We start from the raw sequence: 12,457 nt of genomic DNA on the forward strand, positions 1-12,457 counted from the left end.
AGCAGACCGTGCAGATCATCGAAGAAATTTCCCGTGACCTTAACGAAGCGGCCGTGAGCATCGACGCGGTGAGCAAGCAGTCGGACATTATCGGCACTATCGTCCAGACCATCCGCGGCATCGCCGACCAGACCAACCTGCTGGCGCTGAACGCCGCAATCGAAGCGGCCCGAGCGGGTGAACATGGGCGCGGGTTTGCGGTGGTGGCGGATGAGGTGCGCAGCCTTGCGGCGCGAACCAGCCAGGCGACGATCGAGATTGTGGATGTGGTGCGCAAGAACCACGACCTGTCGATCAGCGCGGTGTCGAGCATGCAGTCGAGCCTGAGCCGCACGGGGCTTGGGGTGGAGCTGGCGAATGAGGCGGGGCAGGTGATCCTGGAGATTCAGGAAGGGTCACGGCATGTGGTGGATGCGATCAGTCAGTTCAACTCGACACTGCAATTGCAGTAACACCGCAGATCAAATGTGGAATGAGCTTGTGTGGGAGCGGGCTTGCTCGCGAATGCGGTGTGTCAGTCAGCACATGGATTGACTGACACACCGCATTCGCGAGCAAGCCCGCTCCCACATTTGGTTTGTGGTGTGGCTTAGATCGCAGCCAGGGTCTCTTTCACGTTCTGCGCCTGCGGGTCAGCGGTCTTCGCCGCTACCTGCTGCGCCTGCTGCTCCTTCAGGCGTTCTGCAACTTCCTTGGAAATAGCATCCTGCTTGTCCTGAGGCATGTTCTTCACATCATCCTCGGTCAAACCCTGTTCCTTGAGCAGTTGCTCGCGGATGCGCTCAGCCGGGCTTTTCTTCATGTAGTCGGTGAAGTCACTGCGGGCCGACGTGGTGGAGTCAGTCTTGGCCGTATCGGTGGTCGAGGCGGTTGCGGTGGTGGCTTGCAACTGCACACGGGTCTTGGCGAAGGCGGCATTGATGTTGTCGGCAGTGGCGTCGGCCGCTGCCTGTGTGGTCGATACAGTCGTAGTGCCCTGTTGCACGTTTTGCGCAGCACCGCTGTACAGCGCGCTGGCCGCGGCGTTGGCCGGGTCCATGTCTGCGCGCTTGATGCGTTGGATCGTCGACTGAGCCTGGGGGTTGTTGTTGATCAGCATGATCAGGACACCTGTGGATGTGGGCGGTGCCACAGGTGGAGCAATTAGCGTGCCCAGTGGTATGGCCCCGTGTTTACGGGGCTTTTGGCCGCTACCGTCGGCAAGCGTTGGCGTGCCGACGGCCATTGTTTGCCGCTAGTGGGCAATGTTCTCCAGCGCCAGGTTGCGGGTGCGCGGGCCGAACCAACTGATGGTGATCATCACGATCAACATGCTGCTGGCGATAAACGCCAACACGCCGGGCGTGCCGAGGTGTTCGAGGATCACGCCGATCAACAGGCTGCTGAACACCGTCGACAACCGGCTGAACGAATAGCAGAAACCCACCGCCCGGGCGCGGATGTTGGTGGGGAACAGTTCGCTCTGGTAGGAGTGATAACTGAAACTCAGCCAGGCGTTGCAGAAGGTGATCATCACCCCGCAGATCACCAGGCCCACGGCGGTGGTTTGCAGCGCGAACAAACTGCCGAAGATCACGGCGCCGAGCGCCGAGCCGACAATCTGCCATTTGTTCTCAAACCGGTTCGCCACCTTCACAAACAGCAGCGGCCCCAACGGGTAGGCGAGGGTGATGATGAAGGCATAGCCCAGGCTGTGAGTGACGCTCACGCCCTGGCCCGAGAGCAGCGCCGGCAGCCAGTTGCCGAAGCCAAAAAAACCGATGGCCTGGAACACATGAAACACAATCAGCATCAACGCCCGGCGCCGGTACGGCGGTTGCCAGATATCGGCGAAGCGCCCTTGGCCCTGCACGCTGACGGCTTGCGGTTCCGGCTCATCGAGTGGCTTGCCGTGGTCTTTCCGGCAGCGCGCTTCGAGGCTGTCCATGATCTGCCCGGCTTCCTCGAAACGGCCTTTTTGTGCGAGCCAGCGCGGCGATTCCGGCAGGCGCTTGCGCAGTTGCCAGATAAACAGCGCAAATACCGCACTGCTCACCACTACCCAGCGCCAGCCGGAAATCCCGAACGGTGCCTGGGGTACCAGCCACCACGACATCAACGCCACCGCCGGCACCGACAGGAACTGGATGAAAAACGCAAAGGCAAACGCCGAGCTGCGCATGCGCTTGGGCACCAGTTCCGAGAGGTAGGCGTCGATGGTCACCAGCTCGATGCCCAAACCAATGCCCACCAGGAAGCGCATGCAGATGATGCCCAGGGCGGAGGTCTGGATACCCATCAACACGGTGGCGACGGTGTACCAGATCAACGCAAAGGTGAAGATCGCCCGGCGCCCGTAGCGGTCGGCAATCGGGCTGAGCAGGCTGGCGCCGAGGAACAGGCCGAGAAAGGTCGCCGAGGCAAAGGCCGCCTGGTCGGAGAAGCCGAATACGCCCTGGCTGCCGGTGTGGAAAATTCCGTCACTGATCAGGCCGGGGCTGATATAGGCAGTCTGGAACAAGTCATACAGCTCGAAAAAGCCGCCAATCGACAGCAGCGCCACCAGGCGCCAGACAGTGGCGACGGCGGGCAACCGATCAATGCGCGCGCTGATGTGCGCGGCGCGGATCGGGTCGATACCGTCTGCAAGAGAGGGTGAAGACATGGGCAGAAGACTCAATAAGTGATCGGGATCTCGAATTCCTGGAACGCATCATCCACCGGTTGGTAACCCAGCACACGGGTTGTTTCGCTGAGGTCCAGGCGTTTGAAACGGTTATTGGAAATGCCATGGGCGATCAGGTGTTTCACCCCGATGGTTTCCACCGAGCGTTGCAGCAGTTGCACGGCGTCGCGGGGGCTGAGCCAGGCGCTGAGGTCGCGGGCGTTGTTCAGGTCGTGGGTTTCGGGGAATTCAAACGCACCGATGCGCAGGGCGATGGTGGAGAGCGGGGTTTTGGCCGCGTAAAAACCGCACAGGGCTTCGCCGTAGCATTTGCTCACGCCGTATAGGTTGGCGGGCAGTACCGGCATGCCCGGCGTGATCTGCCGGTCTACCGGGTAGCCTTCGATGGTCTGGGCACTGCTGGCGAACACCAGGCGCTTCACACCTGCGGCCACGGCGGCTTCGAACAGGTAAGTGGTGGCCAGGATATTGTTGGGCAACAACTCGTCGAAGGTCGCGCTGGCGTGGGGGATGCCCGACAGGTGCACGATCACGTCAATCCCGTCGAGCAGGGCGGCGAGGGCGGTTTTGTCGCTCAGGTCGGCGGGGATGAAACGGTGCTCGCCGAGGGCGAAATCCGGCTCGATGCGGTCGGTGAGGGTGAAGCGGTAGCGGTCTTTCGACGCTTCGAAAAACGTCTTGCCGATGCGGCCACAGGCGCCGGTGAGTAGTACGTTGAGTCCGTTCATTGGGTAGTCCTTGTTTTTAGTTGTGGCCGTCGAGGGCGAAGGTTTTGAAGCCGGGGCGTTGGCTGAGGGTTTCGTAGTAAGCGCTGACCGCCGGGTAGGACGGATGCTCCATGGGCGTCATCCACCAGCGGTGCACCGACAGGCCGATGAGGATGTCGGCGAGTGTGAAGTTGTTACCGGCGACGTAGGCGCCGGTTTTGATCAGTTGCTCTTCAAGCAGGCCCATCTTGTCGTTCCAGCTTTTTACCCCGGCTTTGATGCGTTGCGGGTCCTGGTAGTCCGGATTCTTGCGTACCAGAGCGTGGAAGGCGTAGCCCCACGACGGGTTGAGTTCGGTGGCTTGCCAGTCCATCCATTGCTCGACCCTCGCACGGGCGACCGGCTCGGTGGGCAACAGGTCGTGGCGTTGGTGCAGGCCCACGAGGTAGCGGCAGATGGTGTTGGATTCCCACAGCACGCCGTTGTCGTCGATGATCACCGGGACTTGGGCGTTGGGGTTCAGGGCCAGGAATTCGGGGGACTGGGTGGAGGCGAAGCCGATGCCCCAGTCTTCGCGGTCGTAGGGGATATCCAGTTCCTGGCAGGTCCACAGGACTTTTCGCACGTTGATGGAAGAAGTGCGACCGAGGATTTTCAGCGAATGGCCCATGGTGCTTTCCTGACGAGGGTGAGAAGGCAGGGGGCAATTTAGCAGGGGCCAGAAGGCACGGCGAGGGTGTTAAGTGGGCAGGATCAAAAATGTGGGAGCGGGCTTGCTCGCGAATGCGGTGTATCAGTGATGGAAAGCTCGGCTGACACACCGCATTCGCGAGCAAGCCCGCTCCCACAGTTTGACCGCGTGCGGTCTGTTAGATCAGTGGTGATTCCTGGTCCATCAGCTTGCCCATCAGCAATACGCCCAACTCACTCAACTGGTGAATCGCCAATGCGGTGTCGCGGTCTTTGCCGGTGAGTTCATCAGACAGGTCGAGCAATAACGTGCTGACCGAGGAAAACGTCTCGTAGCTGTTGGCGATCAGGCTTTCGCTGCTGGCGTCGGGGCTGACGGTGAATAAGGCGGGAGGATTTGGAGTTGCTTTGAACATAGTAAGTGCCCTGTATTAGGCCACCCCCATATCGCTACTAAACAATAAAGGAGGCAGCTGCGCGCAGGTTAGTAGACCGGTGGACACTCATAGCCGGCGCACCCGAAGGTGCCCTACGCACAGCCGCCATCAAGCACAGACAAAATCGTCTGACAGATGAAGCTCATGCACTAAGAGTGAACCAGTTCGGGCTACTAAACCCGATCACTGAGAAATTCAGCGACCGGGCAACCTTAGAGAGCCCTACCCAGGCGCACAAGCCGGCGGATTCTGACGTACCTGTAGGTAACGGAGCAAGGCGCTGCCATCAACACCAGCCACTTCCTACAGCTACCGCCTGTATGTGTTCGCGCAGTCTACTCAAGCTGGTTTGGCTTTTACGCTTAAGGGGCCAGTCTGAATATCGAAAGTACCCTCAAATTCCTGGTTCTCCGAGCCTGGCCAAGAACCCTGAAAGTGGAACTTTCCGTCCAGATCTCCAGCTCCTTTAATAAAGGTGCCTTTGTAATGGCCGGACACTGAATGCCAATGTTGTGGCCTGTCATTGGTTTCGCGGTTGTAATAGCCGGCGGCGTCGGGGTTGAAACCGCCGGAAAATTCACCTGCCGTGTCAGGCAGGACCAGTGTAATAAGCCGAATTTTTCCTAATCCATCAACGTACTCACCCTGAAACCAGAGATTTTTCTGACTATTATCAAACCTGATGCTGGTAGCCTCGAAAGGCCCATCTACGGATTTGTCAACCTTAAGTGTCCCTGTTACGGGGATTGCGTTAATTCTGTAGTGATCCATGGTCGAGAGGCTCCATCTAACTTGCAGTTGCTATCTCTTATTGCTGGATAGTTGCTTGATTAAATGAGCCTTTCACAGGTTCGTATACTGTCAGAAGTCACAGTGGATTTTCATAATCGCAAGGGCTAGCGTGGAGCGTTTTACCGATGGCCCGTATACGGGACCGGCCTAGGTACTCTCGCGCACCTTCAACTCAAACCCCATGTCCACCACCGGCCGGGCGATCTTGTTGCCCGCCATCACCGTCAACAAATGCTCTGCCGCCCGCCGGCCAATGGCTTCGCGCGGCGTGCTGATGCTGCTCAAGCGCGGCACCATGAACGAGGAAGACGGCAGGTCATTGAAGCCCAGCACCGAGATCTGCTCCGGCACCTTGATGCCATGGCGCAGCGCTTCCAGCAGCGCACCTTGAGCCAGGTCGTCGTTGCCAAAGAAGATCGCGTCCACATCCGGATGGCTGGCCAGCAACTGCAGGAACAATTCACCACCCAGGCCCAGCGACGATGGCCGTGGCGTCAACACTTCGAGTGCCGGGTCATACAACCCCGCCTGTTGCAGAGCGCGCCTGAAACCCTCACCGCGCAACAACGTGCGCTGGTCCAACTGAGCGCCAATGTAGGCCAACCGCTTGCGCCCCCGTGAGATCAAATGCGCCGCCGCTGTTTCCCCGGCGTTCAATTGCGAGAATCCTACGCAGTTCAGTCCGGCGCCCGGGTCCAGGTCCATCATGTACACACACGGCACATTGCTCGATTCCACCATGCGCCGGGCGCTTTCCGTACGGTCAAACCCGGTCAGCAGCAACCCCCGTGGCTGGTAGGCCATGTAGTTGCGCAGCAGGTCTTCTTCTTCGTCACGGGAATAGTGGGTGTTGCCGATCAGCACTTCAAAGCCCTTGGGCCGCAGCACCTGGTGGATGGCTTCCAGGGTTTCGATAAACAGCAGGTTGGACAGCGACGGCACCAACACCACCACCGACTGGCTCTGGGCAGATGCCAGGGCACGGGCGGCCGGGTTGACCACGTAGCTCAGTTCGGCGGCGGCTTTTTGCACTTTTTCCACCAGTTCGGTGGCCACGGTGCTGATGCCGCGCAAGGCCCGGGACGCGGTAATCGGGCTCACGCCAGCCAGGCGTGCCACTTCATTGAGGGTAGGGCGGCCCGTGGTGCGGGTATTTTTATCGTTCTTGGGAGTCATCAGGCGGCTTGCCAAACAAAAATCGAGGCACTAAGGTAGCGCTGTCTCCAAGACCCTGCAAATTCTTGAACGTCGGAATGCCTGTTCCCGTTCAAACCTTTGGAGCAGATGCACGCGTCACTCCATAAAAATGACAAGACGGCGCGGGAAAAGCCTGTTTTTGCACTAGCCTTACAGCGTGCAAAGGTAGCGCTATCTGCGTCTTGAGGTGTTTCATGAGTCAACCTGTTACTGCCCTCGTGATCATGGGTGTTTCCGGCTGTGGCAAGTCCAGCGTCAGCGCGGCCCTGTGCCTGCTGAACGGCGCCACTGCCATCGAAGGCGACAGCTTTCACCCCGCCGCGAACATCGAGAAGATGAGCGCCGGCCATCCCCTTAACGACGAAGACCGCGCCGGCTGGCTCGACATCCTGTGCGATGAGCTGCGCCGCTCGCTCAAGGCCGGCGAGCATCCGGTGCTCACCTGTTCGGCCCTGAAGAAGAAATACCGCGACCACCTGCGCGAAGCCGCGCCGGGCCTGGGGTTTGTGTTTCTGGAGCTGACCCGCGAAGTCGCCGCCGACCGTGTATCCCATCGCCCCGGCCATTTCATGCCGGCCAGCCTTATAGACAGCCAGTTCGCCACCCTGGAATCCCCGGTGGGCGAGCCGTTGACCCTGGCCCTCAACGCCAGTGAAGACAGCGTTGAAGAACTGGCCGAGCAAACCAATGCCTGGTGGCTCGAACACGGCTTTGAACCAAACAAATAATTTTTTGCCGGACAAGATAGCGCTGTCCGCCTGCACTGAATTTTTTACCGGCTTTAATAACAACAACAAACAGGAGAGACCCCCATGTTTGGCTTGTCCCACGATACCTATCTGCTGCTCGATGCAGTGGTGACCATCATCGGCCTGATCGTGTTGATCACCCGGTTCAAAGTCCACCCGTTCATTGCGCTGATCATCGCCGCAGGCTTTCTCGGCCTGACCTCGGGCATGCCCGTGGACAAGATCATCAAGGCCTTCCAGGACGGCTTCGGCGGGGTGCTCGGCTTTGTCGGGATTATCCTCGCGCTGGGTACGATGCTCGGCAAGATGATGGCCGATTCCGGCGGTGCCGATCAGATCGCGCAAACCCTGGTGCGGGCCTTCGGCAAGGAGAAGGTGCAGTGGGCAATGATGTTCGCCGCGTTCCTGGTGGGCATTCCGCTGTTCTTCGAGATCGGTTTTGTGTTGCTGATCCCGCTGGTGTTTATCGTCGCGCGCCGTACCGGTGTGTCGCTGATCAAGATCGGCATTCCGCTGCTGGCCGGCCTGTCGGCGGTGCACGGCCTGGTGCCACCGCACCCGGGCCCGCTGCTGGCGATCGGCGTGTTCGGTGCCGACATCGGCAAGACCATTCTCTACGGCCTGATCGTCGCGCTGCCTACGGCGATCATCGCCGGCCCGCTCTACGGTTCGTTTATCGCCAAGTACATTCCGGGCAACCCGTCCCAGGAACTGGTAGACCAACTGGCCAGTGAGCAACCGGAATCCAAGACCCTGCCGAGCTTCAGCATCACCCTGATCACCGTGCTGCTGCCGGTGTTCCTGATGCTGCTGAAAACCTTCGCCGACGTCGCCCTGCCGGACGGCCATGTGATCCGCAACTGGATGGACATGATCGGTCACCCGATCACCGCCTTGCTGCTGGCCTTGCTGTTGTCGCTGTACACCTTTGGCCATCGCCAGGGCATTGGCTCCAAGCAAATCCTCAAGCTGCTCGACGCCAGCCTGGCGCCGACGGCTGCGATCATCCTGATCATCGGCGCCGGTGGTGGCTTCAAGCAGATGCTGGTGACCAGCGGCGTAGGTGATGTGATCGGCCATATGGCGGTGACCGCGCAGATCAACCCGATCCTGCTGGCCTGGCTGGTGGCGGCGGTGATTCGTGTGGCTACCGGTTCTGCGACGGTGGCGACCATTACCGGTGCCGGCATTGTGGTGCCGGTGGTGGGGATGATTCCGGGGGTGAACCGCGAGTTGCTGGTATTGGCGACGGGGGCGGGCTCGCTGGTGCTGTCTCACGTCAACGATGCGGGGTTCTGGCTGGTGAAGCAGTACTTCAATATGACCGTGGCCGAGACGTTCAAGACCTGGACGGCGATGGAGACCATTCTGTCGGTGGTGGCGTTGGGCTTTATCATGTTGCTGTCGCTGGTGGTCTAGGCGGTAAGTGATCGTTCCCACGCTCCGCGNNCGCTCCGCGTGGGAACGCATCCTGTGACGCTCCGCGTCACGAGCGGACGCAGAGCGTCCAAGGCGGCATTCCCACGCAGAGCGTGGGAACGATCATTCCTGCCGTTGGATCGGGTCAGGCGTCAGCTTTCTTGACCAGCCCATCCGCCCGGAACATCGCCCGGATGCCCCGCACCGCCTGGCGAATCCGGTCCTGGTTTTCGATCAGTGCAAAGCGCACGTGGTCGTCACCATACTCACCAAAGCCAATCCCCGGCGACACACACACCTTCGCCTCAAGTAGCAGCTTCTTGGCAAACTCCAGCGAACCCATTGCGGCGTACGCCTCGGGGATCTTCGCCCAGACGTACATCGACGCCTTCGGGTTCTCGACCATCCAGCCCAGCTCATGCAGGCCTTTCACCAGCACGTTACGGCGCTGGCGGTACTGCTCGGCAATGTCTTTCACGCACTGCTGATCGCCTTCCAGCGCCGCAATCGCCGCCACTTGCAGCGGGGTGAAGGTGCCGTAGTCGTGGTAGCTCTTGATCCGCGCCAGGGCGTTGACCAGTTCCGGGTTGCCCACCATGAAACCGATGCGCCAGCCGGCCATGTTGTAGCTCTTGGACAGGGTGAAAAACTCCACCGCGATGTCCTTGGCGCCCGGCACTTGCATGATCGACGGAGCTTTCCAGCCGTCGTAGACGATGTCGGCGTAGGCCAGGTCATGCACCACCAGCACGTCGTACTGCTTGGCCAGGGCGATCACCCGTTCGAAGAAGTCCAGTTCCACGCACTGTGCGGTGGGGTTGGACGGGAAGCCGAGGATCATCATCTTCGGCTTGGGGATCGAGCCACGAATCGCACGTTCCAGTTCAGCGAAGAAGTCCACCCCCGGAATCAGCGGCACCGAACGCACCTGGGCGCCGGCAATCACGGCACCGTAGATGTGAATCGGGTAGCTGGGGTTGGGCACCAGCACCGTGTCGCCCTGGTCCAGGGTGGCCAGCATCAAGTGCGCCAGGCCTTCCTTGGAACCGATGGTCACGATGGCTTCGGTTTCCGGGTCGATGTCCACTTCGTAGCGGTCTTTGTACCAGCGCGAAATCGCCCGGCGCAGCCGCGGAATGCCTTTGGAAGTGGAGTAACCGTGGGTGTCTTCGCGTTGGGCGACGGTGACCATTTTTTCCACGATGTGCGGTGGAGTGGCGCCGTCCGGGTTACCCATGCTCAAGTCGATGATGTCTTCGCCGCGCCGACGCGCAGCCATCTTCAGCTCGGCAGTGATATTGAACACGTAAGGGGGGAGTCGATCTATGCGCGCAAAGCGGCGCGGCGAACGGGGTTCGGCCATTGTTGCCTCGAAATACGTAAGCGCCCGGAACCGTCCGAGCGACGTCGGCCACTGCGGTGGCCTGCGGGGCAGACAATACGGTCGGTGATGGCCAATTGTCCAGATGCTGTAGGAAAAATTTCTGCTTGGAGTGCAACGGGGATATGCCCCTATACTCGACGCGGGTTTGTTCCCTCATAAGAAGGAGACTGTTCAGATGGATCAACAGACAAAACTGCCGTTACAGCCGCGCATGGAAGAGGGCAAGGCCCTGGTGATCGCGGGTGTGCAAGGGCGTTATTCAAAGGCCACGATTGGCGATATTCCCAAGTTGTGGGAGCTGTTCGACAGCTGCTTCAAAGAGATCAAGAAACGCGTCGGCGGCGTGACCTATGGCGTGTGCTACAACGCCAAACACGATGAATTTGACTACCTGGCCGGCGTTGAAGTGCCGGCCAAGGGCGATGTGCAGAGCAACTTCCAGTCGATTGAAATCCCGGCCCATCGCTATGCCGTGTTCCCGCATTTTGGCCCGGTGCAGGCGCTGGCGCAGACCTATGAACGCATCATGTTCGAATGGCTGCCGGCCTCCGGGTACAAGGTGGTCGGGGCTGATTTTGAGCGCTACAGCGCCGATTTCGATGTGGGTAAAGGCACGGGCTCCGTGGAAATCTGGATCCCCATCAACGCCGAATCCGCCTGACCGCGCCACCGGCAGGAGCGAGCACGTTCGCTCCTGCAATGGCCTCTCAATACAGCGTGGCCTTGACCCGCTCCGGCATCTCGCGGTCATAGGCTTCGGCGTCGAACGCCCCATCATTCAAGCGCTTGTGAAACGCCCCGGCGGAGGGCAGTGCCGAGCGATCCAGATGCTTTTCCGGGTTCCAGCAATCGGAGCGCACAAAGGCTTTGGAGCAATGGAAATATGCCGCCTCCACCTGCACCAGAATCACCGAACGAGCCGCTTTGCCATTTACTGCAAAGCTCTCCAGCAACTCAGGCTCGATGGAAATCTGCGCCCGGCCATTGACCCGCAACGTCTCGCCAATGCCCGGGATGATGAACAGCAACGCTATACGCGGGTCCACCACCAGATTGCGCAGGGTGTCGAGGCGGTTATTCCCCGGCCGATCCGGAATCGCCAACGTGCGCTCGTCGATAATTCGTACAAAACCTGGCACGTCGCCACGGGGCGAACCGTCGATGCCGTCCGGGCCGGATGAACTCACCACCACCAAGGGTGACGCGCGGACCATGGCCTGGTAATCCTCGTTGAGAAACGGGATTTCCTTGCGCACGGCCCGCTCGTGGGGGAGGCCGTAGAGGGTTTCGAGTTGTTCCAGGGTTGTTAGCATCTTCACCAGCTCCTTATTGTTTAAAACACCCACGCCAACCGGCGCTCATACCCAATCCGCCCCTTATACGCCTCCCCGCTGTCCACCCAGCCCTGCTGCAAATACAGCCCCATCGCCGCCACATTATCCGTGTCCACCGACAGCTCCAGCGCCTTGATCTGCGGCCAAACCAGGCGCGCGGCGGCGGGGAGGGCTTGCAGGCAGGCTTTGCCAAACCCCAGGCCTTGCTGATGGCGATCGACTTGCAACGCATGCAGCGTGGCGCTGTGTTCATCCGCCCAATGGGGCAGGCAGGGTGGGCGTTTGAGCAGCAGGAAGGCCACGGGAATGTCGTCGGCGAGTAACGCAAAGCCTGCCACGCCAGGGTTCGGATTGACCAGCAGGGTGTTCAGCGCACAGTAGATATCGCCGGAAAAACCCAGTTGTTCGGGATGCACTTCCAGGGCGTTGAGTTGCTGTTGTTGCAGGGCAGTCAACGTCTGATAGGCGACGAGGCGGGTTTCCATCGGCGTAGCATCCGAAATCCTACAAAGAAGCGCGGATTCTAGCGGGTTTGCGGTAGTCGCAATTATTTTTTGCGGGACTGTCGATTGGCCCGGGGCTCAGTCGACTAAGGGGGTCTTCAGTGATTTTTCCCGCAAGGAGTATCGCCATGAGCACCGCAATCAGCAGCTTGATCGAACAATGGAAACAGGCGGTCACCGCCAAGGATGTCGAGAAAATAGTCAGCTTTTACGCCGACGATATCGTCGCGTTCGACGCCGTTAGCGCCCTGCAGTTCAAGGGCAAGGCCGCCTATCAGGCGCACTGGAAGGCGTGCATGGAGTTCTGCCCGGGCCCTGGGGTCTTTGACTTCCATGAGATGCGTATCGTCGCCGGCGATAACAGCGCCTTTGCCCACTGGCTCGCGCACTGTGGCGGCACCGGGCCCGACGGCGTACTCAAGACCTGCTGGATGCGCGTCAGCGCCGGCTACCAGCGCGTTGGCGGCGAGTGGAAAGTGGTGCATGAACATTGGTCGGCACCGTTCGACATGGAAACCGGCGCCGGTCTGTTCGACCTGAAACCTTGAGCGCCGCGAACTATAGTCAGTTGTCCGAAAAC

At 60.0% G+C, this 12,457-nt stretch carries 14 protein-coding genes and 1 pseudogene; 5 read left to right on the forward strand and 10 right to left on the reverse strand.

Translation table 11 applies throughout. The features are described from left to right. Nucleotides 1–26: 26 nt before the first annotated feature. Nucleotides 27–452: pseudogene (locus HX807_RS31930) on the forward strand (methyl-accepting chemotaxis protein); the annotation flags it as partial. A 137-nt stretch (nucleotides 453–589) separates the two neighbouring features. Here HX807_RS31930 and HX807_RS06595 read toward each other — a convergent pair. From HX807_RS06595 to HX807_RS06625, 7 genes are all read right to left on the reverse strand, one after another. Further along, complete coding sequence (locus HX807_RS06595) at nucleotides 590–1,099, reverse strand: hypothetical protein (protein ID WP_008431614.1); 510 nt, start codon at nucleotides 1,097–1,099, stop codon at nucleotides 590–592. A gap of 135 nt (nucleotides 1,100–1,234) precedes the next feature. Beyond that, nucleotides 1,235–2,644: an MFS transporter gene (locus tag HX807_RS06600; protein WP_177019375.1), complete on the reverse strand. Its 1,410-nt coding sequence runs from the start codon at nucleotides 2,642–2,644 to the stop codon at nucleotides 1,235–1,237. Between the two features lie 11 nt (nucleotides 2,645–2,655). After that, entirely contained in the window at nucleotides 2,656–3,393 is a 738-nt protein-coding gene (locus tag HX807_RS06605) for an NAD(P)-dependent oxidoreductase (protein WP_177019374.1), read from the reverse strand. A 16-nt stretch (nucleotides 3,394–3,409) separates the two neighbouring features. Then, nucleotides 3,410–4,042 carry a glutathione S-transferase family protein gene (locus HX807_RS06610; RefSeq protein ID WP_177049545.1) on the reverse strand — a complete coding sequence of 211 codons (633 nt, stop codon included), beginning with the start codon at nucleotides 4,040–4,042 and terminating at the stop codon, nucleotides 3,410–3,412. Nucleotides 4,043–4,241: 199 nt separating this feature from the next. Next, on the reverse strand, nucleotides 4,242–4,478 hold the full coding sequence (locus HX807_RS06615; protein WP_003213089.1) for a DUF6124 family protein: 237 nt from the start codon (nucleotides 4,476–4,478) through the stop codon (nucleotides 4,242–4,244). A 360-nt stretch (nucleotides 4,479–4,838) separates the two neighbouring features. Further along, a complete protein-coding gene (locus HX807_RS06620; RefSeq protein ID WP_177049547.1) occupies nucleotides 4,839–5,270 on the reverse strand; it encodes a hypothetical protein in 432 nt (143 codons plus the stop codon). A gap of 168 nt (nucleotides 5,271–5,438) precedes the next feature. Beyond that, entirely contained in the window at nucleotides 5,439–6,470 is a 1,032-nt protein-coding gene (locus tag HX807_RS06625; protein WP_167665540.1) for a LacI family DNA-binding transcriptional regulator, read from the reverse strand. A gap of 212 nt (nucleotides 6,471–6,682) precedes the next feature. Here HX807_RS06625 and HX807_RS06630 point away from each other — a divergent pair, with 212 nt between their 5' ends. Both HX807_RS06630 and HX807_RS06635 read left to right on the forward strand, forming a co-directional pair. Beyond that, complete coding sequence (locus tag HX807_RS06630; protein ID WP_177049549.1) at nucleotides 6,683–7,216, forward strand: gluconokinase; 534 nt, start codon at nucleotides 6,683–6,685, stop codon at nucleotides 7,214–7,216. A gap of 84 nt (nucleotides 7,217–7,300) precedes the next feature. Further along, nucleotides 7,301–8,656 (forward strand): GntP family permease, encoded by a 1,356-nt coding sequence (locus HX807_RS06635; protein ID WP_008431626.1) that lies wholly within the window; start codon nucleotides 7,301–7,303, stop codon nucleotides 8,654–8,656. Between the two features lie 145 nt (nucleotides 8,657–8,801). Here HX807_RS06635 and alaC read toward each other — a convergent pair whose 3' ends face one another. Beyond that, entirely contained in the window at nucleotides 8,802–10,019 is a 1,218-nt protein-coding gene (gene alaC / locus HX807_RS06640; RefSeq protein ID WP_003213096.1) for an alanine transaminase, read from the reverse strand. Between the two features lie 196 nt (nucleotides 10,020–10,215). Here alaC and HX807_RS06645 point away from each other — a divergent pair, with 196 nt between their 5' ends. Beyond that, nucleotides 10,216–10,701 (forward strand): GyrI-like domain-containing protein, encoded by a 486-nt coding sequence (locus HX807_RS06645; RefSeq protein WP_177049551.1) that lies wholly within the window; start codon nucleotides 10,216–10,218, stop codon nucleotides 10,699–10,701. 46 nt (nucleotides 10,702–10,747) lie between these two features. On the opposite strand, the gene HX807_RS06650 is transcribed toward HX807_RS06645, so the two are convergent. Both HX807_RS06650 and HX807_RS06655 read right to left on the reverse strand, forming a co-directional pair. Then, nucleotides 10,748–11,353: a pyridoxamine 5'-phosphate oxidase family protein gene (locus tag HX807_RS06650; RefSeq protein WP_003213099.1), complete on the reverse strand. Its 606-nt coding sequence runs from the start codon at nucleotides 11,351–11,353 to the stop codon at nucleotides 10,748–10,750. Nucleotides 11,354–11,373: 20 nt separating this feature from the next. After that, a complete protein-coding gene (locus tag HX807_RS06655; protein WP_177008457.1) occupies nucleotides 11,374–11,859 on the reverse strand; it encodes an N-acetyltransferase in 486 nt (161 codons plus the stop codon). Nucleotides 11,860–12,005: 146 nt separating this feature from the next. On the opposite strand from HX807_RS06655, the gene HX807_RS06660 reads away from it, so the two are divergent. Then, nucleotides 12,006–12,425, forward strand: coding sequence for a nuclear transport factor 2 family protein (locus tag HX807_RS06660; RefSeq protein ID WP_003213104.1), 420 nt, complete (start codon nucleotides 12,006–12,008; stop codon nucleotides 12,423–12,425). Nucleotides 12,426–12,457 lie beyond the last annotated feature (32 nt).

Origin of the sequence: Pseudomonas sp. D8002 (assembly GCF_013385695.1) — a bacterium.
Classification (GTDB): domain Bacteria; phylum Pseudomonadota; class Gammaproteobacteria; order Pseudomonadales; family Pseudomonadaceae; genus Aquipseudomonas.